The sequence below is a fragment of the Ruegeria sp. E8 genome (assembly GCF_056533985.1).
Genome location: NZ_JBQFOY010000002.1, coordinates 20,302 through 45,251, shown reverse-complemented (window position 1 = coordinate 45,251; position 24,950 = coordinate 20,302). Strand labels below are relative to the sequence as shown.

Genomic DNA, 24,950 nt, shown 5'->3' with positions numbered 1-24,950 from the left:
CGCGCATCCTCAGATATCCAGCGGTCGGATGAAGTTGGCGAAGGAATAGAGGCGGATGTTGATGCGCCTCAGGAACTCAAAGCTTTTGCCCATGCCGGTGTAGATCGCCACCGCCGCGTGGCCGCCTGCGGGGAAAGTATGTCCTTCGGGCACGTCAACAGTGATCTGCACGGCAATGCGACCGGGCAGTTCGGGCAGTTCAAAACCGGGCAGGCGGCCAGATGGAAGGTATTGCCCCTGTCGGGTGGCCCACCAGATCGCCTCGACCTTACCAGTCAGGATTTCGCCGGGATAAAGATCCAGCGCCACCTCGACCTCTTGCCCCGGTTCGACGAACTTCAGGTTCTGCTGGCGGAAGGTGGCAAGAATATAGGGGCTGTCCTCAGTCACGAAACTGGCGATCGCGCCCAGCCGAATGTCACCGACGACAAGTCCGGGGCGCGCCTGCTGAGAAACGATCATGCCGTTTTCGGGGGCATAGATCGTCGTGTTTTCCAGAAAATACTCAGCCTCGGCCAATTGCGCCTGCGCCTGAAGAATTCCTGTGTTCACGCCGTCTATTTGCGATTCCACAGCCAGTTGCGCCTTTTCCAGATTTGCCTCGGCCTGTTTGACGGCGGCCAGATCTTCGGTCACCTGTTCGTTCCAGCGGTCCAGATCGTCCTGACGCGCTCCACCTGCGGGCACGAGGGTTTCATATCGCGCTTGCTGGGTCTGAGCATAAGCCAATTGCGCATTGGCCCGTTCCACGGATTCGGTCGAGGCTATAACGTCCTGATCAAGTATCTTGGCGTTCTGCTCGGCTGCAACCAATTGCGCCTTCGCATTGTCCACCGCCAGCGAAAACACGGTGTCATCAAAACGATAGAGCGGATCGCCTTTGGTCACCTGTGTGTTCGGCTCTACCAGAACCTCAGTCAATATCGTCGGCTGCGTCAGCTTGGGCACGATTTGTATGGTCGAGCGTACAACGTGGCTGTCCACCGAAAAGGGCTGAAAGAAACGCAGCGCCACCAGAAAGATCAACAACAGATGCGCGCCGACCCAGAACGAAACGATGCCCCAGGCGATGTTGAATTTCAGCCATTCCAGCTTGAAGAAGATGAGCCAGACAAAAATGATGTAGAAAAGCGTGATGCCAAGGGCGACGAACATGTGTGTTGGTTTCCTTCGGCCTTAGCTTTGTTGAGTGTCGTCTGTGTCCAGACGATCCTGATACTCTGGCTTGACCTTGCCGCCCAAGCGTTTGATTTCATCGCGAATGGCGTCTTTTTCTTCTTCCGGACCGCGGCGAATATCGACCGTTACACCGTCATGGAAGGCCCACATAAAAGCGTGGAACCAGGGCACGACGGCCAAAAACCCCATCCACCCCATAATCTTGACGGCTTCGGCATGGGGATGATTGCGCTTTATGGCGATCCGCCCCGGCAGTCCCATGACAAACAGAAACAGTGCCATCACCGCCGCCAGCAGCAGGATCAGTGCCACGAAAGTCAGGTAGTCGTAATAGCCAAGGGGCTGTCCCAATAGTCCCATGCTCGCGCCTCCTTTTTTGGGAAGGTTAGGGTATCATCAATTGCCGGGGTCCAATTCGTCAATCAACTTGTAGCTTGTCGGCGGGTCAGCGCAGATACCGGGCCCGCATTCCAACAAGGTTGAACCCGCATTCAGCACGGCCAATGCCAACATCGTGAAAAACGCGTATTTGGCCAGAGCGTTGCCACCGAATCTGGGTTCGTGATGTGAGGATCCCTCGTATTGGCGTTCAAACAGCAGCATGATCGATGTGCCCAGCAATACAAGGAAAAAGGCGATTCCAGCCCAGGTGTAATAGTGCAGCCCCAGAACCGGAGAGCCATAGTGACCCGTTCCGGGCACGATGTGCAGCAGAATCTGCCGGATCGAAACACTGCCGCCGTACAATGCGGCGATCAGTACGATGGCGTAATGTTGCGGCCTTACCCCGTAGAGAAGGTTCAAGCCAAGCCCCACGCCAACGGCGACAAGGCCGACGCGTTGTAGCAGGCAAAGCGGGCAGGGCAGTTCGTAAAGAACGAGTTGATAGAAAAACGCCAGTGCCAGAACGAGGCAGACAGCCAGCATACCGAGTGCGTTGAGGGTGCGGGACAGTTCAGGTGTCATGGCAATTCCCTCAGAGTTGAATCGTTAAAGGTGTGGTGGCGTGGAATTTCAGCCAATACACACACAGGACCAGCGTGGCGAAAAAAAGCAGGTTGCTGGCCCTTGTCAGGTTGAAATAGTTCAGCCCCATCGTGGCGATAAGTAATGCAAATAAAAGCGCAATCATGGCCCGGTTCTCCCCTCCCGTGCACAATTCCTTATTCCCCGGATAGTGTCAGGCCAGGTCCCATCTGGCAAGCCATGCAACTCGCCTGAACGTTGAAAGCTGTTTTTGTCTAGTCGCAGATGACAACGTCTGTTTGCCACTCTTGACAGCGCTGGGGCAGGTTACCGGGCAGGGGTGCGTCGGTATAGACCGCGTCGATCTCGGCCAATGAGGCTATGCGCGCGGGGGCCGAGCGCTGAAATTTGGAATGATCGGCAACCAGAAATGTGCGGCGTGCCTGTGCGATAATGGTCTGGCTGACCTGAACCTCCTGAAAGTCGAAATCCAAGAGATCGCCGTCCGTGTCCAGTGACGAGCATCCGATGACGGCCAGATCGAATTTGAATTGCCGGATGGTCGAAACGGTCAAATTACCGATCAACCCGCCATCCGTCCGCCGCAGGACACCACCGGCCATAACGATCTCGCAATCGGGGTTTTCAATCAGGATGTTTGCGACGTTCATGTTGTTCGTCACCACCATCAGGTTCTTATGGTTCAGCAATTGCCTTGCCACAGCCTCGGTTGAGGTTCCGATATTCATGAAAACTGAAGCCCCGTCTGGGATATCGGCGGCGCAGGCCAGAGCGATGCGCGCTTTGGCGTCGGAGTTCAGCGCGCGCCGGTCCTCGTACCCGATGTTGGAAACGCCTGAACGCAGAACTGCGCCGCCATGGACCCGGTCCAGTTTGCCCGCATCCGCCAGTTCGGAGAGGTCGCGCCGGATTGTCTGAACCGTGACGCCAAATCGCTCGGCCAGCCCGTCAACAGTCACGCGGCCCTCGGCGCTGGCGATTTCCAGAATATCGGATTGGCGAAAGGACAAGGACATGAGGGGTTCCGGTGCAAAAGTGTCGCTTTCGTTTTTGTTCTTTTTGTTTGCTTTGGCAAGAAGATTTGCTTGAAATACATACCCGTGTTGCAAAAAGAAAATAAACGAACATAAACGTTGACGAAGCGAAGTTTGTTCTGGCTAATGCCGATAACCATGCTTGGCGGGGAATCATCGGATATGCGGTCGACGGACAACAAGATCACAGACCTTTTCATCATCGGTGGCGGGATCAATGGCTGCGGCATTGCTCGGGACGCGGCCGGGCGGGGTTTGTCAGTGACGCTGGCCGAGATGAACGACCTCGCGTCGGCAACGTCCTCTGCCTCGACCAAGCTTTTTCACGGCGGGTTGCGGTATCTGGAGTATTTCGAAATCCGGCTGGTACGCGAGGCTCTGATCGAGCGTGAAACCCTGCTGCGTGCGATGCCGCATATCAGCTGGCCGATGCGGTTTGTGCTGCCGTATCACAAAGACATGCGGTTCGACTCGGAAACTCCGACCTCGCGAGTGTTGAGCACGGTTATGCCATGGATGCGCGGGCGTCGCCCGGCCTGGCTGATCCGGTTGGGCCTGTTCATGTACGACAATCTGGGCGGGCGCAAAATCCTGCCGGGAACGACGTCGTTGAACCTGAGTTCGGCTCCGGAAGGCGCTCCTTTGCAGGACAAGTTTGAAACGGCTTATGAGTATTCCGATTGTTGGATCGAAGATTCCCGTCTGGTGGTTCTGAATGCGCGCGATGCTGAGGCCCGAGGCGCGCAGATCATGGTCCGGACCGAAGTAACTTCGGCTGAGCGGGTTGGTGATCTTTGGGAAGTGTCGGTTCGGGAGCGGGACAGCGGAGAGACCCGTGTGATCCGGGCCAAGATGCTGATCAATGCGGGTGGGCCTTGGGTGGGTGACATTATCCAGACCAAGATCCGCGTGAACTCACGCGAGGGGGTTCGGCTGGTGCGGGGCAGCCATATCGTAACGCCCAGGCTGTACGATCACGACAAATGTTACTTCTTTCAGGGCGAGGATGGGCGCATCATTTTCGCCATTCCCTACGAACAGGACTTTACCCTGATCGGTACAACGGATCAGGACCATCCGGATCCGTCCACCAAACCGGTCTGTACCGAGGCCGAGCAGGATTATCTGTGCGCCTTCGCATCGAAGTATTTCAAACGTGCCGTGACCCGCGATGATATCGTCTGGACCTATTCCGGGGTGCGCCCGCTTTATGACGACGGGGCCAGCAGCGCCACGGCGGCGACACGGGATTACACCTTGAAAGTGGATGCGCAGGGCGGGGCACCTGTGTTGAATGTGTTTGGCGGCAAGATCACCACCTATCGTCGGCTTGCGGAAAGCGCGCTGGAAAAGGTAGGAGAGTTCTTCCCGGACTTGCCCGGCCCTTGGACCGCCGGAGTTGCTCTGCCGGGTGGAGATTTTCCTGTTGATGCCGTGGAAACTTTGAAAAGCGATCTTCTGGCTGCTTATCCGTTCCTCAATGCGAAATGGGTTGCGCGTCTGATCCGCGCTTATGGGACCGAGGCGCGTGATGTTTTGGGGGATGCGAAGCAGGCTTCTGATCTGGGTGAGGATTTCGGCGCCACCCTGACCACACAAGAAGTCAGTTGGTTGATGGACAAGGAATACGCCCGTTCGGCTGAAGATGTGGTTTGGCGTCGCAACAAACTGGGCTTACGTCTTACTGCCGAGCAAATCGCGCGGATTGATCATTGGATGTCCGTACGGCTACGGGACGAAAAAGTGGCGTGAGTCAGCCGTAAAAAACAAACGAATTTGCAAGAAAAAACCCCGCCTACTCAGGCGGGGCTTTTTGGTGTTCAGGCTGCTTCTTCTGAAGGGCCAGGATCGTTTTTGGTACCCTTCAACCATTCTCGCATGCTTTGCATCAGGGCATAGAGCACGGGCACCACGATCACACCAACCAGCGTCGCGGCCAGCATGCCGCCAAACACCGCAACACCGATTGCCTTCTGGCTGGCGGCACCGGCACCATTTGCGGCGAGCAGCGGCACAACTCCCAGCAGAAAGGACAGGGCGGTCATCATCACGGCGCGGAAACGCTGATACGCCGCCTCGGCGGCGGCATCCTTGATGGACAAACCCTTGGCGCGCTGTTCCATCGCGAATTCAACGATCAGAATACCGTTCTTGGACGCCAGCCCCACAAGCATGATCATACCGATCTGCGTGTAGAGGTTGATGTCACTGCCCACAATCGCAACCGCTGCCACGGCGCCAAACAGGGCCACGACCACCGAAAGAAGGATCGAAACGGGCATCGTCCAGCTTTCGTACTGGCCCACCAGGAACAGATACCCGAACAGGATCGCGAGCCCCAGAATGATGATGACCAGACTGCCGGATGCCAACTGCTGCTGTGCCGTTCCGGTCCATTCGAATGCATATCCGGGGGGCAGGGCGGTCTCAGATTCCTCTGTCATCACCGTGATCGCGTCGCCGCTGGACAGGCCGGGCGCAGGCACCGCTGTCACCGTGGCCGACCGGAACAGGTTGTGCCGTTTCAACAGAACCGGCCCCAGCACGTTTTCAACGTCGATCAAAGTGCCCAGTGGGACCATGTCGCCATTTTGCGACCGGACGTAGAGATTGGCGATATCCTCGACATTGTCGCGATAGGTGCCATCGGCCTGGATCATTACGCGGTAGACGCGGCCAAACAGGTTGAAGTCGTTGACATAGTAAGACCCCAGTTGCGCCTGCATGGTCTGGAACACTTCAGCCACCGAGACATTCAACGTCTTGGCTTTCTCACGGTCCAGGTCCACGAACAGCTGAGGAACGTTGGCGCGGAAGGTTGTATAGGCCTGCCCGATCTCGGGCCTCTGATTAGCTGAATACACGAACGAACCCACGGCCGAGGCCAGATCCTGAGGGGTGCCGCCACCGGTTTGCTGTACCTCCATCTCGACCCCGGCAGACATGCCGAGACCCTGGATGGGCGGTGGGTTGAAGGCAACGATCGAGGCGGCAGACTCGCTGTTGGCAATCGCCAGCACCTTGGCGAGGATGGCATCCGCGCTCAGGTCTTCTTCTTGCCGCTCGCTCCAGTTGTCGAGGTTCACGAAGATTGCAGCGCCGTTTGTGGTGGTGCCGTTCAGCAGCGAAAAGCCATTGACCAGAACCGTGCTGGCCACACCGGGGATTTCACGCAGCTGATCGTCAAGACGGGCGGTCACGGCCTCGGTCCGTTCCAGTGTCGCCGCGTCGGGCAGTTGCACGTCAACGAACAGATAGCCGTTGTCCTCAAGCGGGATAAACCCGGCTGAGGTGTTCGACATGATCGTTCCCGTTCCCATGCCAAGTCCAACCACGATGGCCAAAGCGATGGCCGGAAAAACCAACAGCTTACGTACTATGGCGACATACCCATTGCGCACTGTGCCGATGAACCCTTCGAACATCGCAAGCAGTCCTTTGGGCGGGCCTGACCGTGCACGAAGAACCAGACCACACAGCGCGGGTGACAGGGTGAGAGCGTTGATGGACGAAATCACAACCGCGGTTGAGATCGTGATGGCGAACTGGGAATACAGTCGCCCCGAGATGCCGGGCATGAAGGTCACTGGCACAAAGACCGCCAACAGAACCAGCGTCGTCGCGATAACCGGGCCTGTGATCTGCCCCATCGCCTTGCGGGTCGCTTCGGCAGGGGGCAGCCCCTCGTCCGCGATGATGCGCTCCACGTTTTCGACCACGACGATGGCGTCATCGACCACGATCCCGATGGCAAGCACCAGCGCGAACAGAGAGATCGTGTTCAACGACATGCCGAAGGCCAGCAAGAAGGCGAACGTACCTATCAACGAGACCGGGATGGCCACGGCGGGAATGATCGTGGCCCTCCAGCTTCCCAGGAACACAAACACAACCGAGATCACAAGAGTGAAGGTCAGGATCAGGGTCGAGACCACGTCGTTCAGAGAAGCTTCGACAAAGTCAGTGGTGTTGAAGGGCACTTCATATTCGACGTCCGTTGGGAATGCGCGAGACAGGCGTACCAGCTCTGCCTGCACGCGCTCCGAGACCGCCAGAGCGTTGGCGCCGGGCGCCTGGTAGATGCCGATCACAGTGGCTGGAACCGCCTGGAAATAACCGGAAGCCGAGTAGAATTGCGCGCCCAGCTCTGTACGCGCGATGTCTTTGACGCGAACGATCGCGCCATCGGCACCGGTGCGGATCACGATGTCGCTAAACTCTTCAGCCGAAGTCAGACGGCCCTTGGACTTGATCGTGTACTGAAACGTCTGTCCTTCGGGTACCGGAGGGGAGCCGATCGAACCGGCTGAAACTTCGATATTCTGTTCGCGGATCGCGTTGATCACATCGCCCGGTGTGATGGACAGGGCAGCCATCTTGTCGGGGTCCATCCAGATCCGCATGGCGTATTCAAGGTTGGTCAGAACATCCGCTTTACCAACACCCTGCACACGCGCCAGCGCATCGCGCAGGTTGATCGAGGCGTAGTTGGACAAGAAGACGCTGTCATACGTGCCGTTCGGCGATGTCAGGGTGACCAGCATCAGCATGTTGGTCGAGGATTTCTGCGTGACCACACCCGACGATGTCACCTCGGTTGGCAACGATGACATAGCCTGCGCGACCCGGTTCTGAACGTTCACCGAAGCAATATCGGGGTCGGTGCCGACCTCGAAGGTGATGTTGAGCGAATAGGACCCGTTATCCGAAGACGTGGACGTCATGTAGATCATATCGTCCACACCGTTGACCTGCGCCTCGATGGGGGCGGCGACAGTGTTTTCCACAGTTTCGGCATTGGCGCCGGTATAGGTTGTTGTAACGCTGACAACCGGTGGCGTGATATCAGGGAACTGCGCCACTGGCAGCACCAGATAGCCGATGCCGCCCATGATGGTCAGCACCAGCGAAATGACAAGCGCCAGCTTGGGCCGGCTGATGAACAGGGCTGAGAACATCTGTTACTCTCCCGGCTGCTCAGAGGCCACGACCGCGTCAACGGCCACGCCGGGGCGGACCCTCTGCAATCCCTCGACAATCACGCTTTCGCCTTCACGCAGACCGTCTGTCACGATGATGGCGGTGCCGACCGTATCGCCGGTGGTGATATAGCGTTGTTCCACCATCTGCTTGTCGTTGACCACCAGAACGAACTCACCCCGCTGATCGCGCTGCAGGGCTGCTTGCGGCACCAGGACCTGCAAGGTCGGCTCTAAGGCTTCGATTTGCACATTTACAAACGCGCCATCCAGGATCAGCCGGTCGGCGTTGTCGAATTGCGCGCGGACCGTGATCGCACCGGTCAGCGGATCGATGCGGTTGTCGACAAAGACGATCCTTCCGGTTTCATCCAACTCGGTTCCGTTTGGCAGCACGACATGCACATTTGGGCTTTGTGGGCTTTCGGCAAGCGAGGCCGAGCTTTCGCCGTAGGTTTGCAGAACCGAAGTAAAGAGCTTCTCGTTCAGCGAAAAATTCACGTAGATCGGTGACTCACTGACGATATTGACCAGCGGAGGGTTGGTCGGGCCAACCACATCGCCGACACTGGTGGTGATGCTGCCGATACGACCGTCAAACGGCGCATGGATTTGAGTATAGCTCAGATCCAATTCGGCCTGCTGAATGGCGGCATTGGCGGCTTTGACCTCAGCCTCGGCCACCAGTTCATTGGCGCGGGCAATATCGCGTTCCGATTCCGGTGTAGCGTCGCGTTTGTAAAGCTCTTCCTTACGGGCCAGGTCGACCTTGGCCAGTTCCAGATTTGCCTCTGCCCGGTTCAGATCGGCCTTGCGCGCTTCGAGCGTAGCCTCATAAAGGTCAGGCTCGATGGTAAACAGCAGGTCGCCTGCCTTGACGGTTGCACCATCCTCAACCTCGCGACTGTTGAGGAACCCGTTCACGCGGGCCACGATGTCGACGTTGTTGATCGCCTCGGCGCGACCGATGAACGTGGCCTCGTCCGTGATTTCCTCGGTATAGGCCGCCGCGATCGAGACCTTTGGCGGTGCCCCTTCCTCCTGCGCGGTCGCAGGATGCGCCAAACCCAGGGACAACAGCATCAAAATAACGGCCAGTGGCCTGCTGGTCAGGGTGGGTAAGTTAAACGCTGGGGACATGGCGAAAGCCTCGTTCGATGCAGAAACAATTGAAGCCGACCCCGCCGCCCAAGCGGCCCGAGTCGGAAGGACTTGGTCTCAGGATGACTTCTTTGCGGTGATTTCTCAAGGTGATGAATCTCGGGCACGTCAGAGGCGGCGCCAAAAATTTCAGCACTTAGGCTGGTTTAGGCCTTGGCCCGAACTAAGGGCCAGAGCAAAAGGGGGCCATGATGGCCCCCGTCAATTCTTGACGCCAGAAGGCTTCAGTCGCGCGTTCCGGCGAATTTTTGCTGCCAGTCTTCACGTTGTTCATCCGCGATCTTGGCGAACAGAACGTCAGGTACTGTAAAGTCATGACCAGCGGGCAGGGCGTTCAGCGCCATGGCGACGTCATCGGGCCAGCTGGTGTCCAGCGTGTTCATCGCGCTCAGCATCCGGGCCGAGGTATCGGGGATGAAGGGTGCGCTGAGAACCGCATAAAGACGGATCAGGTTCAGACCCAATCGCACTTGAGCAGCGGCCTGTTCAGGGTCTTCCTTGAAGGTCGACCACGGGGCTGCGGCTTGCAAGTATTCATTGCCCGCGACCCAGATTGCCCGCAATTCCTGCGCTGATTTGCGGACATCCATCGCTTCCATATGGCCTTCATAGGCGCGGATACGTTTGGTGAGCTCTTCGACAAGGGCATTTTCCCGCTCGCCGAACTCACCACCTGCAGGCACTGCCTCGCCGAATTTCGAGCGGCAGAACTTGGTGATCCGGCTGACGAAGTTCCCCAGCACGTCGGCAAGGTCCTTGTTCACCGACTGCTGGAAGTTCTCCCATGTGAACTCGCTGTCACTGCTTTCGGGCGCATGGCTCAGCAGCCACCAGCGCCAGTAATCGGCGGGCAGAATCTCCAGCGCCTGATCCATGAACACGCCACGGCCCTGTGAGGTCGAGAACTGGCCGCCGTCATAATTCAGGTAGTTGAACGATTTCAGGTGGTCGACCATCTTCCACGGTTCGCCCGAACCCAGAATGGTGGCCGGGAAGCTGAGCGTGTGGAACGGCACGTTGTCCTTGCCCATGAACTGGACATAGCGCACGTCATCCGCACCCTTGTCGGTGCGCCACCAGCGTTCCCAATCAGCATCGGATTTGCCGTTGGCATCGGCCCATTCCTTGGCACAGGCGATGTATTCGATGGGGGCGTCGAACCAGACATAGAAGACTTTGCCTTCCATCCCAGGCCAGTCCTGATCGCCTTTCTTGACCGGCACACCCCAGTCCAGATCGCGGGTGATGCCACGATCCTGCAACCCGTCACCATCATGGAGCCATTTCTTGGCGATCGAGGTGGTCAGGATCGGCCAGTCGCTTTTGCTGTCGATCCACGCGTCCAGCTGATCCTTCATCGCCGACTGGCGCAGATACAGGTGCTTGGTCTCGCGCACCTCCAGATCGGTCGAACCGGAAATGGCCGAGCGCGGCTCGATCAGGTCCGTCGGGTCCAACTGCTTGGTGCAGTTCTCGCACTGGTCGCCCCGTGCGCGCTCATAGCCACAATTGGGGCAGGTGCCTTCAATGTAACGATCAGGCAAAAAGCGTTTGTCGGCGTTGGAATAGACCTGTTTTTCGCTGACTTCACGGATCAACCCGGCTTCGTCCAGCTTGCCTGCGAAATGCTGGGTCAGACGCTTGTTCTGCTCGCTGGAAGAGCGACCGAAGTGATCGAAGCTCAGGCCAAAGCGCTTGGCGATGTCGGCCTGAATTCCGTACATCTCGGCGCAATAGTCCGCGACCGGCTTGCCAGCTTTCGCAGCGGCTAATTCCGCTGGGGTGCCGTGCTCATCCGTGGCGCACAGGAACATGACCTCGTTTCCCCGGCCGCGCTGATACCGCGCGTATAGATCAGCCGGCAATTGCGAGCCGATCAGGTTGCCGAGGTGCTTGATCCCGTTGATGTAAGGGATCGCCGAGGTGATGAGAATCCGAGCCATGTTTCGCTTCCGCATATCTAACTGCGCGTCCGTCTACCTTATGTCACCGGCCAGCAAAACCCCGCTTTCACCGATAAACGCCCGAAAAGGCGTGTAAGTGCCGGTTCAACGCGACCTTCGCGTGGCGGTGCAGAACCATGTATGATTGCTGTGTAAATTGCGCATGGGGGACAAAATGAAGCTGTTTTGGGTTCAAAGCGTGCTGAAGGTATCGGCGACTCTCTGTCTGACTCTATTCGTCGCGCCGAATGTTCAGGCCGAACAGGGTGAAGCCATGGATGCGATTGATAGTTTTGACAAGGCGATGCTGTCGGTTTTTCGGCGTGGTCAGGATGCGCTGACATCGCAGACACGGCCGGTCATGGTGATTGCCCGGGATGTTACGATCCTGTCCGAAAATGGGGAGGTGTCCTTTCCAAGGGACGCGCCAAACTATCTGATTTTCAAATCCACGTCCCATGTTCTTTTGGGAATTATCGGTGCGGTTACTCCGTGGCCCAAAGAAGATGACACTCGTTGGAAAACTGACTTTGCGACTATAGCGCAGGAAATCGATACCTTGCTGCCATGGATCGAAGGACTCGACCTGCCGGAAGACGAGATTGCCTGGCAACGGCAAATGCTTGAGGCTGCGCGGACCTTTACCAGCACAGCTGTCCAGCGCGGGACCCTGACAAAGCAGGACGTGGCAGATGCGATCAACGACATGCGTCCGATTTGGGCCGCGAACATGCGCAAAGCAGCGCGGGCCGAGATTGCTGCGTTACACAGGGCTGTATCGGATGCGCGTGCGACAGTGAGTGAAGAGGTCTGGGACGACATGTATGTTGTCCATCACGGTGGGTCTAACGTGACCGGGATCAATGTCGTTGAATTGTATCTGGAGCGCGTGATGCCGCAGAAAGTTGCTGCGGGTCAGGTCATGTTTGCCGAAAATGCACATGGCAATCAGGCAATGGCCGATTTCGTCGGCTATGAGAGTATGCAGCGCCATGTTGGTGTTTGGGCCTTCGGCGATCCAGCGCGTATGGAAGTTGATCTGCTGGGGTACGAGGCAGGATCACTTTTAGATGAAATGATCCCATCCCCGCCGCCTGCGGATTAGCATTGAGGCACTACCAAAACCGACGGAGGTCTTTGAAGAGGACTGGCCCCATGGCCTTTGATCTATCGCCCTTCCCGAGATCGCTTCAACAGGCGACCAATGGTGAATGACGTCCGTGGCGCATAGACGTAGTTGGTTCGCTCTTCGGGCGTGGGGCGAGATTTCATTCGGGCCAAGCCAAAGCCAATCAGGAATACATGACCAAGTGCGACAAAGGCAAACAGTGCTCCAGGACCGAATTGCTGGATCAATGTGGATGAGATGTAGGGCGATGCGATTGCCCCCAGCGCGTACCAGAACATCAGTGCCGCAGATAACTCGACCCGTTGTTCGGTAGTGGCAAAGTCGTTTGCGTGTGCCGACGAAACCGAAAAGATCGGGAAGGTCGTGAAGCCGAAGAGACCCGCCGCCAGCATGACCCCCAAGGTTCCGGTACCGCTGGCCGCCATGGTCACGCCGCAGCTGAGGACCGCTGCAACGGACAACCAGATCAGCACCCAGCGTCGGTCGTATTTATCCGCAAGCCATCCCATCGGGTACTGTGCCAGCGCTCCACCCAAGACAAACGATGCCAGAAAGAACGCGATCTGGTCCACGCCCAGACCCACTTCCTGACCATAAACAGGACCGACCATTCGGAACGAAGCAGAACTCAGCGCTGCTACGATGACCCCTGCAACGGCCAGTGGGGAGCTGCGCCAGGCCAGCTTTGGTCGCAGACGCGGTGCATCGGGTGTTTTCGGTTGGCTCGCTCGGGTCAGTGTCAGCGGCAACAAGGCGGCGCAGCACAGAATGGCCAACAGGTTATACGACACGTAAGAGGCAGGTGGCAGAACCGCGATGATCAACTGAGCGGTCAGCGAGGCCCCCATATCCACAATGCGGTAGGTCCCCATGGCGCGCCCGCGTGTTTCATTGGTGACCTTGGCGTTCAGCCAGGCCTCGATCACCGTATAGCAGCCGGCGACACAGGTGCCTGACGCGATCCTCAGGGCGGCCCAGATATAAGGGTTTTCGGTCAGGGTATGCCCGATCAACCCCATCGCGCCCAAGGCGGTGCACACCGCAAAGGCGCGGGAATGTCCAACGCTGCCCATCAGGCGCGGGGCCCACCAGCATCCGACGAAGAACCCTATGAAATGCGCCGACCCCAGCAGACCGATTTGTTCTGTCGTAAATTCCAGCGTAATGCCCGAGATGGCATCGAGCGGCCCGACACCTCCTGTCGAGAGCTGTAGCAGAATGACCGAAAGAAACAGGGCCGCAAATGAAATGATCGTGCGCATAGTGATCTCAGATTGGCAGGGTCAACGCACTATGCACGCATCAATTCGACCTTATCGAGTCGTTTTTCGCTGATCCCCGGTCAGGTTACGCGGATGATCTCGGCGTGGATGTCCAGACCGACGTTGTCCTGAACCAGATCCGGATAGCCCGAAGCGTTGAAGTCGTGCCGGTTCAAAGCCCCTTTCAGGCCAATGGACAAACGGCTCAGGTCGTTCACCGCAGTTCCGGCCTTACGGTACAGGTTGGCCTCTAACGTGATCGGGCGGGTCACGCCTCGTACGGTCAGATCACCCGTTACCCGAGCGCCGTTTGATATGCGCCCATCTACACCCAACTGAATGTCGGTTGATACAAACCGAATCGTCGGATGGTTTTTTGCGTCCAGCACACTGGGGCTGAGCATGGGCATACGCGCAAAGGGTAGCCGTGTTCTGGCTTTGCTGACATCCAGCGTCACGGATACCCGACTGTTCTGCAGGCGGTGTGTGTCGACCTGAACGTCAGCGGACAGGATTGGCATGGTTCCCGATTGCGTTACGCCCGACAGATCAAAGGTAAAACCGACCCGGGTGTCTTTGGTTGACAGAATGTAGGGCTGCAACGCGGCATGCGCAGTCTGGGCCAAGGGCAGGGCGGCCATCCCGGCAAGTACATTGCGGCGAGTTATGAACGTCATGCCATGACCCTCTCTCTTCTGGGGCGGGACCGCCTGAGCAGCATCAGAACGATTGCGATATTCAGCCCATTCCACAGAATACCGTTCACGAAGGCCAGCTGATAGTTTCCGGTGAGGTCGTAAATCCATCCTGACATCCAGCCGCCCAGAGCCATGCCGAGTATGGTCATCATCAAGACGAATCCGACCCGCGCGCCCGCCTCTTGCGGTGGCATGTATTCGCGGACAATCAGCGCATAGCTGGGCACGATACCGCCCTGTGCCAGCCCGAAGAGCAGGCTGATGAAGTAGAGTGAGACCATCCCGTCATAGGGCAGGAACAGAAATAGCGCGATGCATTGCAGGACCGAGCCGATTAAAAGCGTCATGACCCCGCCCAACCGATCTGCAACCAAGCCCGAAATTACGCGGCTGACGACACCTCCCAACAACATCAGTGACAACATCTCGGCCCCGACTGCGGGGCCATAACCCAGCCCGACACAATACGAGACGATATGGACCTGCGGCATGGACATCGCCACGCAGCAACCGATCCCGGCCAGACCAAGAATATATTGCAACGCCCGAGGTGAGATACCGACGCTGCGCGCATTGATTTGGGCTGAGGCGGCGGAGGAGTTATGCGCCTCTGCCGGGATCTGACGACGCAGCAGCAACGACAAGGGGATGACAACAAAAAGCGTCAGAATGGCAAGCGACAAATAGACCTGTTGCCAGCCGTCCCGCGCCAGAATGCCGGACAGCAGGGTGGGCCAGATGGCACCGGACAGGTAATTCCCGCTGGCCACCAGCGCGACGGCAATACCGCGACGTTTCATGAACCAATGCGAGATATCGGCGATCAGGGGGCCAAATCCGACCGAAGTGCCCAACCCAAGCAAAAGATGCGCCGCGGACAGCAGCATGATGTTTGGCGCCAGCGTTGCCAGCACATAGCTCAGGGCACTTAGACCGGCTGCTCCGATCAGGGCCATTGTTGCGCCCAGCCGGTCTACCAATTGCCCCAGCCACATATTGCCCAGTGCAAAACCGATCATCGCAAGCGTATAAGGCATCGAGGCTTCGGCACGACCAGCGCCAAATTCCGTTTCAATCGCAGGCATGACTACGATCGCCGCCCACAACCCCACATTCGCCACTGTTGCAATGGCGAGCGTGATCAGTAGGCGAAGCCAGGAATAGCGGCTGTCATGGATCGGATGGCTCATGCGGTGACGCTAGGGCGCGGTCCGGGGTTTGACCAGTCACATCTTGCGTGAACCATGTGGACTCACGCCACGGTGTCCTCTGTTTCGATCCGCTTCAGGTTCAGACCGGCGCGGGCGGCGGTCATGGTGGCCTGCCACGTAACCGGGGGCAGGGCGCGGGCGCGGCGGCGGGTCAGGGCCCAGCGGCGGGCCTCACCCCGATGGGTGGCGGCCATGTGCCAACGCGTCTCGACCCCTTGCGCGCCACCGTCGCCGGGCGTCAGCAACAGACCCAGCGGAGCCCGCCCCATCGTGCCGCCCTGTTCGGCAGCCAGATGCATCCGCCGTATCGGGGTCAGCCCCGGCGCGCCGGGCAGGTCGCCGACGATTAGCGGAACGGCCCCGCTGCGCAGCGCCTCTTCGATACACCACAGCAGGTCTTCGGCACGGGTGGGGTGGACGAAGATGAACCGGGCGGGGTCGGCAAAGGGCATCATCCCGTCCGGGTTCAACTGGCCGGGCTCCCACGCGGGGGAAATCCACAAGACCGGCCCCTGCGTCTGACCGGCCAGCCACATGGCGAAACTGCGCCGGGCCGGGCCGCAGGCTTCGTGCACGCGGCCCAGTTGCAGGGCGATTTCCTCATGAAGTTTGACCCCCGGCGCAGCGCGCGCGGGCTTTTGACCAAGAAGCTGAGCAGACATGATAGAGATATATCATGTTCTCATTTTGTTCTCAAGTGGCGAGAGAGCCTAACGCGACAGGATCAGACGGCCATCGGTGAACTGGATGTTCGAAAACCGATGCAGGTAATCCATGCCCAGAAGCGACTGATGCAGCTCACCTTCGTTGATCCAGGCCGAGACATTGCGATCCGTGATCGGCCCAAGTTCCAGACTGTCCAGTCGCACAGGTGCGGTCCGCACCTCTCCGTTCGCCGTCATCGCGCGTCCGAAATAGTTCAGCTGGTCCGGGTCAATGCCCACGCGCTCCGCATCCTGTGCGCTGAGCACGATCTGGCTGGCACCGGTATCCACAAGGAAAACAATCGGTTCGCCGTTCACGACGAGCGGCAGGTAATAGTGCCCATCCTGAGCACGCGGCACCTCAATCGCGTCGCCGGTGACGGCCATCTGCGGGGCGGGGCTGACCGAGGACCGGATATCTTCCCACAACCCAATGACCGCTATGACACCGACAAAGATGAACACCCAGGCCATCACCTGTTGCAGGGTCTTGTTCAGCGACTGGCGGTTTTGCGAAACGAACCAGAACGCGACCGCCAGGCCGAGCACGACCAGATAGACCAATTGTCCAATATTGACGCTTTCCAACAGGTTCACCCCACTAAAGTTACATGAACTGTATATGGGGATTTAAGACGCAAAACCAAAGGCCTTGAGGCCGTCCAGAATGAACTGAACAGACAAAGCCGCCAGCAGCATACCCAGCAGGCGTGTCAGGACGTTCAGCCCGGTTTTGCCCAGAACACGGGCCACCGCGCCGGATGTCAGATACATCACGAAAACCATCGCCAGAACGACGAGCATGACGCCAATGACAACGGCAAGACCCTGAATGCCGGGCTGCTGGCCCGCTAGCAGAATCATCGTTGCGATCGAACCGGGGCCGGCGATCAGCGGAATGCCCAGCGGAAAGACCGAAGGGTCCGGGTGTTCCTCTTCCTCGGCGCTGCTCTCGCGCCGTTTGGTGCGGCGTTCAAACAGCATGTCCAGCGCCGTCAGGAACAACAGAACACCCCCGGCAACGCGAAATGCCTCCATCGAAATGCCAACGAACCCCAGAAGCGCTTCACCAAAGGCGGCGAACATGGCCAGAATGACACCTGCCGTCAGGCAGGCCCGAACCGCAATGGATCGGCGGGTGTTCCAGTCCATACCCTGTGTTAGCGCAACAAAGATCGGCGTTTGCGCGGGCGGGTCGAGAACGACGAAAAGTGTCGTGAACGCGGTAATAAGGAAAGCGCTGTCCATTGCTATTTGCTGCTCCGTTGCAGGTCTTGCAGGATGCTCAAGGCGTCCTTTGACATATCTGAGGGGACATAAACATGATCGTGGTGGTACCCCGCGACCATGTTGGCAGGAATGCCCGCCTGTGCCAAAGCAGCGGACACGGCAGCGGTCAGACCGACACCTTCCAGCGAGGAATGAACCTGCAATGTGATGCAGTGCATGGCCACGGCATCTTGAGCCGCATGTTTGAACGGAACAATAAGGGACAATCCCTCAGCCTCGACACAGCTTGCACGCGTGCCTTCCGGCCAGGGTTCGTTCGCGGGCCAAACGATAAAGGCAAATGTGCCGGGCTGTAAAACGGGACGCATACCGGCAATCATGGCGTCGGTGTCTTTGACAGGCGCGCTCATGCAGTTTCTGCCTGCTCAAGCCGTTCGGCGGCCGCCACCCACAGGGCCTCGGCCTTTTGCATGGCCTCGGTAACCTCGGTGAACTTGCGGTTCCAAGTTTCCAGATCGTTAATCCTGTCATCTTCGTACAAGGCCGGATCCGCCAGTTTAGCTGACAGTTTCTCGTGCATGTCCGTCAGCTTTTCGATCCGGTCTTCGCATTTGCGCAGATCGGCACGCAGCGCCAGCATGGTATCACGCGAAGGGCGCTTGGGTTTCGCAACCTGCGGTTTTTCCTTTGCCGGTTTGTCGCGGGCCAGCAGCATGGCGCGATAGGCTTCGAGATCACCATCGAAGGGTTTCACCGTTTTGTCCGAGACCAGCCAAAGCCGGTCCGCGACCAGAGACAGCAGGTGCATGTCGTGGCTGACCAGTACAACGGCTCCGGAGTAGGTGGTCAGCGCCTCGACCAGCGCCTCGCGGCTTTCGATATCCAAGTGGTTGGTCGGTTCATCGAGGATCAGCATATGCGGCGCGTCGATGGTGGCGATCAGCAGCGACAGCCGAGCTTTCTGGCCGCCCGATAGACGACTGACCAGCGTTTCCGCCTGATCGGCGTTCATCCCGAACCCGGCCAGACGTGATCGCCACTTGCCCGGAGCCTCATCCGGGCGCAGGCGGCGCAGGTGGTCCAACGGCGTTTCGTCCACGTGCAGCTCATCCACCTGATGCTGCGCGAAATAGCCGATGCGCAACCGGTTGCTGCGCGTCATCTTGCCCGCCATCAGTGGCAGGCGATCCGAGAGCAGTTTTGACAAAGTCGATTTACCCTGACCGTTCTTGCCCAACAACGCGATGCGATCATCCTGATCGATGCGCAGGTTCAGGCGGCGCAACACTTCGGTCTCGCCATAACCGGTCACACCGCCTTCGATCTGGATGATTGGAGGCGACAGCTCTTCGGGTTCCGGAAACGAAAACGCGCGCAAAGCGGCCTCTTGCGGGGTTGAGACCAGTTGGATGCGTTCGATCATCTTCAGACGCGATTGCGCCTGAACCGCCTTGGACGCCTTGTAGCGGAAGCGGTCAACAAAGCTCTGCAAATGAGCGATACGGGCCTTGGCCTTCGCGTTTTCGGATTCTGCCTGCGCCAGACGTTCGGCGCGGCGTTCTGCGAATTTGTCATAAGGAACCGCGTAATAGGTCAGCTTGCGGTCTTCCAGATGCAGGATCGAGCCCACCGCGCGGTTCAACAGCCCGCGGTCGTGGCTGATGATTATGACCGTGTGCGGATATTTGGCCAGATAGCTCTCGAGCCACAGCGCGCCTTCAAGGTCCAGATAGTTGGTAGGTTCGTCCAATAGCAGCAGATCGGGCTGAGAAAACAGCACTGCCGCCAGCGCCACGCGCATCCGCCAGCCGCCCGAAAAATCGGAACAGGGTTTCAGCTGGTCCTCATCGTCAAAGCCCAAGCCTTTGAGGATAGAGGCCGCGCGCGCCTCGGCCGACCAGGCGTCGATATCGGCCAGACGGGTCTGAATTTCGGCAATGCGCGCGGGGTCTTCTGCACTGTCGGCCTCGGCCATCAGCGCGCTGCGTTCGGTATCGGCAGCCAGAACCGTATTGATCAGTGAGACATCGGATGAGGGCACCTCTTGCGCTACCCCGCCAATGCGGGCGCGTTTCGGCACAGCAATGTTGCCCGATTCCAGCGCCAACTCGCCCCGGATCAGCCGGAACAGGGTGGTTTTCCCCGTACCGTTCCGCCCGACAAGGCCGACTTTGTGGCCGTCAGGAATTGTCGCACTGGCCCCATCGAACAGGGGGCGGCCTTCAACCGCGTAGGTTATGTCTTCGATCCGTAACATGACGCGCTCTTAGCAGAGCGGTGATGCCGCCGCCAGCAGCTTGACATGTTCAATACAAAGGCGATGTGTTAGCGCTGTTCCGGTTGGCATTTCTCGACGGTTTTCATCATGCGCGCGGCTCAGACGCCCCCATCTTTGGTCACATTGATCTTCGCCACGGCACTGTCGGTGCTGTCACTGAACATGTTCCTGCCGTCGCTGGCCCGGATGGGAGAGGATTTTCAGGTTGACTATGGCCTCATCAACCTGTCGGTGGCCGGGTATCTGGCGGTCTCTGCCGTGTTGCAACTGATCATGGGGCCTTTGTCGGATCGGTTTGGCCGTAGGCCCATCCTGCTGATCTGTATGGGTATATTCGCCTGTGCCTCGCTGGGTTGTGTGCTGGCCGAGTCGATCTGGGTGTTCCTTGGTTTCCGCCTGCTGCAAGCGGCAGTGGTGGCGGGGCCGGTGCTGTCCAGCGCGTCCATCCGCGACCTCTACACGCCGAACGAGGCGGCCAGCAAGCTGGGCTATGTCGCTATGGCGATGGCGCTTGCTCCGATGCTGGGGCCGATGCTGGGCGGCGCGCTGGACATGCTGTTTGGCTGGCGGGCCGGGTTTGTTCTGTATTCTGCGCTGGGGGCCGGGATGCTGCTGCTCTTGTGGGCGGATATGGGCGAGACCAACACCAACCGATCCGCGACCTTTGCCGCGCAGTTGCGGGAATATCCGCACCTGTTTCGCGCTCGCCGGTTCTGGGGCTATGCGCTGTGTGCCGCGTTTTCGATCGGAGGGTTCTACAGTTTCATCACCGGCGCACCCTTGGTGGCTGCCGTGTGGTTTGATCTGAGCCCGGCGATGCTGGGGCTGGGGATCGGAATCATCACCGGTGGATTTATGGTGGGTAATTTCGTTACCGGGCGCATTGCCGCGCGTACTCGCCTGACGACGATGATCCTGATCGGACGGATCGTCGCCTCGACCGGTCCGTTCTGCGGGCTGCTGCTGTTTCTGGGGGAAATGGGGTCGGTCTGGGTGTTCTTCGGGTCCGCGATCTGCGTGGGTTTTGGAAACGGATTGACCAACGCCAATGCCTCGGCCGGGGTGATGTCGGTTCGTCCAAAACTGGCCGGAAGTGCGGCGGGGCTGTCCGGTGCCATGGTCGTGGCCTTGGGTGCAATTCTGACCACAATGACGGGGGCTTTGGTCAACCCCGAAAACGGGCCGTACCTGGTGCTGGGAATGATGTTCGCCAGCAGCTTTATTGGCCTTCTTGCCGTGCTATATGTTCGCCGCGTTGACGCAATGGACCCGCTACCCGACACAATCTGATCCTCAAACCGCGCGGCACCCTTTTCATGCGGCAAATACCGTGTTAGGCGGCGCGCGATGGATTTCGGCGCAGATGCTGCGCCTAGCACTAAGGAGAGGCCGACATGGCACTGGAACGCACATTCTCGATCATCAAACCCGATGCAACCCGCCGTAACCTGACTGGCAAGATCAACGCCAAGTTCGAAGAAGCCGGCCTTCGCATCGTTGCGCAAAAGCGCATCCACATGACCAAAGCTCAGGCTGGCAAGTTCTATGACGTGCACGCCGAGCGTCCGTTCTATGACGAACTGTGCGAATTCATGTCGTCGGCTCCGGTCGTCGTTCAGGTGCTGGAAGGCGAAGGCGCCATTGCCAAGAACCGCGAAGTCATGGGCGCAACCAACCCCGCAGACGCGGCACCCGGCACCATCCGCGCTGAGTTCGCTGAATCGGTTGGCGAAAACTCGGTTCACGGTTCCGACGCTCCGGAAACCGCAGCGGTTGAGATCGCCTACTTCTTCTCGGGCATCGAGCTGGTCGGCTAAGCCGTAGCCTATGCTGCACGATTGGGCCGCTCCGGTTGGGGCGGCCTTTTTTGTTCAGATTTGTTTCAGATCTTTGGGTGCGACGCGCACGCCGATGGCGTCCAGATCAGCAACCATCTTGTTTTCTGGCGCTGCGCTGTTACCGGCCTTGATGGCATCAAAACGTTGTCGCAGGGCTTTTTTCTCTTCACCTTTGCAATCGTTCCACGGGCGGCCTTGCAGCCCCATCACCAAAACATAATAGCCGATGAAATGTGCCTTGGTCCCAGCACGCAAAAGGCGGGCATAGGCTTCGTCGGGCCCCAGCTCTCGCAGCTCGTCAGCCGAATGAATACCAGCCCGCGCGCAAGCTTGTTCAAAGGCGGGGCCGAGGTTTCGGATCGATGAAACGGGGTCACTCATACGCTGGTCATACTTACGTCACCGACTTCTGTCACCCGATGATTACGTTTGGTCAAAACAGAATGTCTTGATGTTTTTCGGGGAATAAGTTTGCCTGACGTTACGCTGTCATGGAGGGTCGGGTGTCAAATGCCAAAGAGACCGGAAGGAAGTCAGCCAAGGGCAAGAAAAAAGCCTCGGAAGGTTGGACCATGACCGGGCCTTCCGCTGATCAGTTCATTCTGCCAAATCCATTTGACGAGGCGCTTTTTGCCAATTCCCTTTCGGGGCTGTCTGTAAGAATTGACACAAAAGGGGCCGCCAAACCGTTTTCACTGTTGGATTGTCACGATCAGTCGTTGCGCTCGTCTGGTCGGATTCTGATTGAAACTGGTGGTGTACTGCATCTTTGGCAGCACGGCGGCCTCCCACTGTCTCAGCGCTGCAAAGGGCAAGGGCGGTTTGTTCTAGACCTGCCACAGGGGCCGGTGCGGTCGGCTTTGAACAAGTTTCCCGAACTGCGCGCGTTAATGCAGATCGGAACCGGAGAGATTCAGGTGAATTCTCTCATTGTGCTGGACGAGTTGCAGAAAACGCAGGTCAGGGGAACGATTTGGTCCATGTCCTCACCAAAAGGGCAAGCGACGATTGTTCAACTTCAGCGGCTGAGAGGGTACGAAAGAGCGTATCAAAAGGTTAGCGCAGCTATTGCCGCTATGACTGCTGATGAGCAGGGTCTGGATGCGTTCTATGCCGGGCTGTATCCGGACATGGTCGCCTATCAGGCCAAGCCTGAGATCAAATTGGGAAAAACGGAACCTTCCATCGAGGTGGCTGCAGATATTATCCAAACATATCTTAAGGTTGCACGACAGAACGAAGCTGGTGTGATTGCTGACATTGATACAGAGTTTCTGCACGATTACCGGGTGTCTCTTCGGAAAATCCGTTCCGTGCTCAGCCTGTTCAAAGGGGTTTTCTCTGATGCGCAGACCGCAGAGTTGAAACAGGTCTTTTCCGATCTCATGGCCCCCACTGGGAGAATGCGCGATCTGGATGTGTATCTTTTGGAAAAAGATATGTATTTCAAATTGATACCATCGAATCTTCACGCAGGTTTGCAGGAAATGTTTGATCGTTTCCAGAAGGAGCGCGCGCAGGAATTATCCCGCTTGTCCCGACGATTACGCAGCGACGCCTACGACGCGTCAATGACTGAGCTGATCGCTTTGTTCGATGGCACAGCACGCTTGCAGCCCGGGCTAAACGCAAACCGGGGCGCATTTGACTATGCCTGCGCGCTGATCTGGAAACGCTATCGCAAGGTGTGCAAGATCGCGCGCAGCATTACCGAAGACACCCCGGACGAAACGGTGCATGACCTCCGCATTGATTGCAAAAAGCTACGCTACCTGATGGAGTTCTTTGCCCCGCTCTTTGACGCAAAGAGTTTCAAATCCATACTCAAGCCTCTGAAAAAGCTTCAGGATAATCTGGGTCTATTCAACGACTACTCGGTGCAGCAAGAGGCATTGCTGGCCTTCGTTTCGCAACAAAGCAACACCCAGGGCCGCGTGGATGCCCAGATCGGTCTGGCGGTGGGTGGATTGATTGCCGTGCTGGATCAGCGCCAAAAGGCCGAACGAAGCCGCGTCATCTCAAGCTTTCAGCAATTCAACGGGCCTGAAACCCGACACCTGTTCCGCAGCTTATTTCACCAAAAAAGGAGTGAGGAATGAAGATCATTGCCTGTTACAGCAACAAGGGCGGTGTCGGTAAAACCGCGACCTCGGTGAATCTGGCCTATGCGTATGCGCAAGCCGGGAAACAAGTGTTGCTGTGTGATCTCGACCCACAAGGCGCGTCTGGGTTCTACTTTCGGGTGAAGCCATCGAAGAAGTTGACGGAGGCTCGGTTTTTCGAGGATGTAGAACGGTTTACAAAAGGCATCCGGGCCAGCGATTTCGAAGGGTTGGACGTGCTTCCTGCAAACCTGACCTTTCGCGATTTCGATGTGTTCCTGTCGCGGATGCGGAACAAGCGCTCGCGGTTGAAAAAGGCTCTTGTGGCGGCTGGCAGCGACTATGATGTGATCATTCTGGACTGTCCGCCCAACTTTTCGATCCTGTCCGAGAATGTCTTTAAGGCAGCCGATGAGATCGTGGTGCCAGTCATACCCACAACGCTGTCTGAACGGACATTCGATCAACTGGTGCGCTTTTTTGATAAACACAAACTGCGTAAGAAAAAGTTGCGGGCGTTCTTTTCGATGGTGCAACAGCGGAAGATTTTGCATCAGGACACGATGGTGTCGATGCGCGCACTGTATCCGAAGCGTTTTTTGCAGACGACGGTGCCTTTTGCGGCGGACATTGAGAAAATGGGTCAGCACCGTGCCCCGGTCAGCACCTATGCCGGGCGCAGCGTGGCCTGCGCTGCGTATAATGCGCTGTTTGACGAATTGGAAAACGGAGTGGTTTCAATCCGATGAGCAAAGAAATAGAACGCAAGTTTCTGGTGTCGGAACTACCGGACCTGAGCAAGGCGCAAAAAGCGGTCGTGCGACAGGGTTACTTGACGGCGCCCGACGACTCGACCGAACTGCGGTTGAGGCAGAAGAACGATGCGTTTTTCCTGACCCTGAAAGGCAGCGGTGGGCTGGTGCGAGTTGAACGTGAGGCCGAGATTACTGCGGATCAGTTCGAAACCTTTTGGCCAGAAACAGAAGGGCGCCGTGTTGAAAAGGAGCGCTATACCGGTCAATTGCCGGACGGTCTGGTGTTCGAACTGGATATCTTTTCAGGCGATCTGGCGCCTTTGCGTTTGGTGGAGGTGGAATTCACCTCGGAGGAGCAGGCTAAAGAATACGTTCCACCTGATTGGTTCGGTGCGGATGTGACGGACGACAAGCGTTATAAAAACAAGACCTTGGCGATAAACGGCATTCCGGATTGACG

The 24,950-nt window shown here is 57.9% G+C and carries 24 protein-coding genes; 7 read left to right on the top strand and 17 right to left on the bottom strand.

The features are described from left to right. Positions 1-9: 9 nt before the first annotated feature. From ACR0LF_RS03835 to ACR0LF_RS03815, 5 genes are all read right to left on the bottom strand, one after another. Positions 10-1,155 carry an HlyD family secretion protein gene (locus ACR0LF_RS03835; RefSeq protein WP_480575210.1) on the bottom strand — a complete coding sequence of 382 codons (1,146 nt, stop codon included), beginning with the start codon at positions 1,153-1,155 and terminating at the stop codon, positions 10-12. Positions 1,156-1,176: 21 nt separating this feature from the next. Continuing rightward, positions 1,177-1,539, bottom strand: a complete 363-nt coding sequence (locus ACR0LF_RS03830) for a DUF3302 domain-containing protein (protein ID WP_480575207.1) — start codon at positions 1,537-1,539, stop codon at positions 1,177-1,179. Between the two features lie 36 nt (positions 1,540-1,575). Then, complete coding sequence (locus tag ACR0LF_RS03825) at positions 1,576-2,145, bottom strand: disulfide bond formation protein B (protein ID WP_480575204.1); 570 nt, start codon at positions 2,143-2,145, stop codon at positions 1,576-1,578. A 10-nt stretch (positions 2,146-2,155) separates the two neighbouring features. Continuing rightward, positions 2,156-2,311, bottom strand: a complete 156-nt coding sequence (locus ACR0LF_RS03820) for a DUF5993 family protein (RefSeq protein WP_480575200.1) — start codon at positions 2,309-2,311, stop codon at positions 2,156-2,158. A gap of 109 nt (positions 2,312-2,420) precedes the next feature. Continuing rightward, positions 2,421-3,182 (bottom strand): DeoR/GlpR family DNA-binding transcription regulator, encoded by a 762-nt coding sequence (locus tag ACR0LF_RS03815; protein WP_480575197.1) that lies wholly within the window; start codon positions 3,180-3,182, stop codon positions 2,421-2,423. A 180-nt stretch (positions 3,183-3,362) separates the two neighbouring features. Here ACR0LF_RS03815 and glpD point away from each other — a divergent pair, with 180 nt between their 5' ends. Next, positions 3,363-4,952, top strand: a complete 1,590-nt coding sequence (gene glpD, locus ACR0LF_RS03810) for a glycerol-3-phosphate dehydrogenase (RefSeq protein ID WP_480575193.1) — start codon at positions 3,363-3,365, stop codon at positions 4,950-4,952. Between the two features lie 68 nt (positions 4,953-5,020). On the opposite strand, the gene ACR0LF_RS03805 is transcribed toward glpD, so the two are convergent. The 3 genes from ACR0LF_RS03805 to metG all read right to left on the bottom strand — a co-directional run bounded on the left by ACR0LF_RS03805 (position 5,021) and on the right by metG (position 11,283). Next, positions 5,021-8,158 carry an efflux RND transporter permease subunit gene (locus tag ACR0LF_RS03805; RefSeq protein ID WP_480575190.1) on the bottom strand — a complete coding sequence of 1,046 codons (3,138 nt, stop codon included), beginning with the start codon at positions 8,156-8,158 and terminating at the stop codon, positions 5,021-5,023. A gap of 3 nt (positions 8,159-8,161) precedes the next feature. After that, positions 8,162-9,319, bottom strand: coding sequence for an efflux RND transporter periplasmic adaptor subunit (locus tag ACR0LF_RS03800; protein WP_480627482.1), 1,158 nt, complete (start codon positions 9,317-9,319; stop codon positions 8,162-8,164). A 245-nt stretch (positions 9,320-9,564) separates the two neighbouring features. Beyond that, on the bottom strand, positions 9,565-11,283 hold the full coding sequence (gene metG, locus ACR0LF_RS03795; RefSeq protein WP_480575184.1) for a methionine--tRNA ligase: 1,719 nt from the start codon (positions 11,281-11,283) through the stop codon (positions 9,565-9,567). Positions 11,284-11,458: 175 nt separating this feature from the next. Between metG and ACR0LF_RS03790 the strand changes: the two genes are divergently transcribed. Further along, positions 11,459-12,388, top strand: a complete 930-nt coding sequence (locus ACR0LF_RS03790; protein WP_480575181.1) for a hypothetical protein — start codon at positions 11,459-11,461, stop codon at positions 12,386-12,388. Positions 12,389-12,450: 62 nt separating this feature from the next. On the opposite strand, the gene ACR0LF_RS03785 is transcribed toward ACR0LF_RS03790, so the two are convergent. The 8 genes from ACR0LF_RS03785 to ACR0LF_RS03750 form a co-directional block, all read right to left on the bottom strand. Continuing rightward, a complete protein-coding gene (locus ACR0LF_RS03785) occupies positions 12,451-13,674 on the bottom strand; it encodes an MFS transporter (protein WP_480575177.1) in 1,224 nt (407 codons plus the stop codon). 80 nt (positions 13,675-13,754) lie between these two features. Then, entirely contained in the window at positions 13,755-14,351 is a 597-nt protein-coding gene (locus tag ACR0LF_RS03780; RefSeq protein ID WP_480575174.1) for a YceI family protein, read from the bottom strand. Beyond that, the gene (locus tag ACR0LF_RS03775) at positions 14,348-15,562 is read right to left on the bottom strand and encodes an MFS transporter (RefSeq protein ID WP_480575171.1); all 1,215 of its coding nucleotides are present in this window, start codon (positions 15,560-15,562) and stop codon (positions 14,348-14,350) included. Before ACR0LF_RS03775 ends, ACR0LF_RS03780 begins: the two co-directional genes overlap by 4 nt. Positions 15,563-15,624: 62 nt before the next feature. Then, entirely contained in the window at positions 15,625-16,245 is a 621-nt protein-coding gene (locus ACR0LF_RS03770) for an ImuA family protein (protein WP_480575168.1), read from the bottom strand. A gap of 48 nt (positions 16,246-16,293) precedes the next feature. Beyond that, positions 16,294-16,875, bottom strand: coding sequence for a retropepsin-like aspartic protease family protein (locus ACR0LF_RS03765; protein WP_480575165.1), 582 nt, complete (start codon positions 16,873-16,875; stop codon positions 16,294-16,296). A 42-nt stretch (positions 16,876-16,917) separates the two neighbouring features. Further along, positions 16,918-17,535 (bottom strand): MarC family protein, encoded by a 618-nt coding sequence (locus ACR0LF_RS03760; protein ID WP_480575162.1) that lies wholly within the window; start codon positions 17,533-17,535, stop codon positions 16,918-16,920. 2 nt (positions 17,536-17,537) lie between these two features. Next, complete coding sequence (locus ACR0LF_RS03755; protein ID WP_480575160.1) at positions 17,538-17,927, bottom strand: ACT domain-containing protein; 390 nt, start codon at positions 17,925-17,927, stop codon at positions 17,538-17,540. Beyond that, on the bottom strand, positions 17,924-19,774 hold the full coding sequence (locus tag ACR0LF_RS03750) for an ABC-F family ATP-binding cassette domain-containing protein (protein ID WP_480575157.1): 1,851 nt from the start codon (positions 19,772-19,774) through the stop codon (positions 17,924-17,926). The genes ACR0LF_RS03755 and ACR0LF_RS03750 overlap by 4 nt, the downstream gene beginning before the upstream one ends. Before the next feature lie 108 nt (positions 19,775-19,882). Here ACR0LF_RS03750 and ACR0LF_RS03745 point away from each other — a divergent pair, with 108 nt between their 5' ends. Next, on the top strand, positions 19,883-21,085 hold the full coding sequence (locus ACR0LF_RS03745) for a multidrug effflux MFS transporter (protein WP_480575155.1): 1,203 nt from the start codon (positions 19,883-19,885) through the stop codon (positions 21,083-21,085). Positions 21,086-21,189: 104 nt separating this feature from the next. Continuing rightward, positions 21,190-21,612, top strand: a complete 423-nt coding sequence (ndk, locus tag ACR0LF_RS03740) for a nucleoside-diphosphate kinase (RefSeq protein WP_008757405.1) — start codon at positions 21,190-21,192, stop codon at positions 21,610-21,612. Between the two features lie 54 nt (positions 21,613-21,666). Here ndk and ACR0LF_RS03735 read toward each other — a convergent pair whose 3' ends face one another. After that, a complete protein-coding gene (locus ACR0LF_RS03735; RefSeq protein ID WP_480575153.1) occupies positions 21,667-22,014 on the bottom strand; it encodes a TfoX/Sxy family protein in 348 nt (115 codons plus the stop codon). Positions 22,015-22,136: 122 nt separating this feature from the next. Between ACR0LF_RS03735 and ACR0LF_RS03730 the strand changes: the two genes are divergently transcribed. Genes ACR0LF_RS03730 through ACR0LF_RS03720 form a run of 3 tightly spaced genes read left to right on the top strand, consistent with a single transcriptional unit; the run spans position 22,137 to position 24,948 of the window. After that, positions 22,137-23,732: a CHAD domain-containing protein gene (locus tag ACR0LF_RS03730; protein WP_480575150.1), complete on the top strand. Its 1,596-nt coding sequence runs from the start codon at positions 22,137-22,139 to the stop codon at positions 23,730-23,732. Next, positions 23,729-24,484 (top strand): ParA family protein, encoded by a 756-nt coding sequence (locus ACR0LF_RS03725; RefSeq protein WP_480575148.1) that lies wholly within the window; start codon positions 23,729-23,731, stop codon positions 24,482-24,484. Before ACR0LF_RS03730 ends, ACR0LF_RS03725 begins: the two co-directional genes overlap by 4 nt. After that, entirely contained in the window at positions 24,481-24,948 is a 468-nt protein-coding gene (locus ACR0LF_RS03720) for a CYTH domain-containing protein (RefSeq protein ID WP_480575146.1), read from the top strand. Before ACR0LF_RS03725 ends, ACR0LF_RS03720 begins: the two co-directional genes overlap by 4 nt. Positions 24,949-24,950: the final 2 nt, after the last annotated feature.

Coding starts and splice junctions, on each gene's coding strand:
- ACR0LF_RS03725 (WP_480575148.1), top strand. CDS start 23,729: ATGAAGATCATTGCCTGTTACAGCAACAAGGGCGGTGTCGGTAAAACC.
- ACR0LF_RS03835 (WP_480575210.1), bottom strand. CDS start 1,155: ATGTTCGTCGCCCTTGGCATCACGCTTTTCTACATCATTTTTGTCTGG.
- ACR0LF_RS03785 (WP_480575177.1), bottom strand. CDS start 13,674: ATGCGCACGATCATTTCATTTGCGGCCCTGTTTCTTTCGGTCATTCTG.
- ACR0LF_RS03800 (WP_480627482.1), bottom strand. CDS start 9,319: ATGTCCCCAGCGTTTAACTTACCCACCCTGACCAGCAGGCCACTGGCC.
- ACR0LF_RS03775 (WP_480575171.1), bottom strand. CDS start 15,562: ATGAGCCATCCGATCCATGACAGCCGCTATTCCTGGCTTCGCCTACTG.
- ACR0LF_RS03750 (WP_480575157.1), bottom strand. CDS start 19,774: ATGTTACGGATCGAAGACATAACCTACGCGGTTGAAGGCCGCCCCCTG.
- ACR0LF_RS03735 (WP_480575153.1), bottom strand. CDS start 22,014: ATGAGTGACCCCGTTTCATCGATCCGAAACCTCGGCCCCGCCTTTGAA.
- ACR0LF_RS03755 (WP_480575160.1), bottom strand. CDS start 17,927: ATGAGCGCGCCTGTCAAAGACACCGACGCCATGATTGCCGGTATGCGT.
- ACR0LF_RS03805 (WP_480575190.1), bottom strand. CDS start 8,158: ATGTTCTCAGCCCTGTTCATCAGCCGGCCCAAGCTGGCGCTTGTCATT.
- ACR0LF_RS03820 (WP_480575200.1), bottom strand. CDS start 2,311: ATGATTGCGCTTTTATTTGCATTACTTATCGCCACGATGGGGCTGAAC.
- ACR0LF_RS03790 (WP_480575181.1), top strand. CDS start 11,459: ATGAAGCTGTTTTGGGTTCAAAGCGTGCTGAAGGTATCGGCGACTCTC.
- ACR0LF_RS03770 (WP_480575168.1), bottom strand. CDS start 16,245: ATGTCTGCTCAGCTTCTTGGTCAAAAGCCCGCGCGCGCTGCGCCGGGG.
- glpD (WP_480575193.1), top strand. CDS start 3,363: ATGCGGTCGACGGACAACAAGATCACAGACCTTTTCATCATCGGTGGC.
- ACR0LF_RS03815 (WP_480575197.1), bottom strand. CDS start 3,182: ATGTCCTTGTCCTTTCGCCAATCCGATATTCTGGAAATCGCCAGCGCC.
- ndk (WP_008757405.1), top strand. CDS start 21,190: ATGGCACTGGAACGCACATTCTCGATCATCAAACCCGATGCAACCCGC.
- ACR0LF_RS03745 (WP_480575155.1), top strand. CDS start 19,883: ATGCGCGCGGCTCAGACGCCCCCATCTTTGGTCACATTGATCTTCGCC.
- ACR0LF_RS03760 (WP_480575162.1), bottom strand. CDS start 17,535: ATGGACAGCGCTTTCCTTATTACCGCGTTCACGACACTTTTCGTCGTT.
- ACR0LF_RS03830 (WP_480575207.1), bottom strand. CDS start 1,539: ATGGGACTATTGGGACAGCCCCTTGGCTATTACGACTACCTGACTTTC.
- metG (WP_480575184.1), bottom strand. CDS start 11,283: ATGGCTCGGATTCTCATCACCTCGGCGATCCCTTACATCAACGGGATC.
- ACR0LF_RS03825 (WP_480575204.1), bottom strand. CDS start 2,145: ATGACACCTGAACTGTCCCGCACCCTCAACGCACTCGGTATGCTGGCT.
- ACR0LF_RS03720 (WP_480575146.1), top strand. CDS start 24,481: ATGAGCAAAGAAATAGAACGCAAGTTTCTGGTGTCGGAACTACCGGAC.
- ACR0LF_RS03780 (WP_480575174.1), bottom strand. CDS start 14,351: ATGACGTTCATAACTCGCCGCAATGTACTTGCCGGGATGGCCGCCCTG.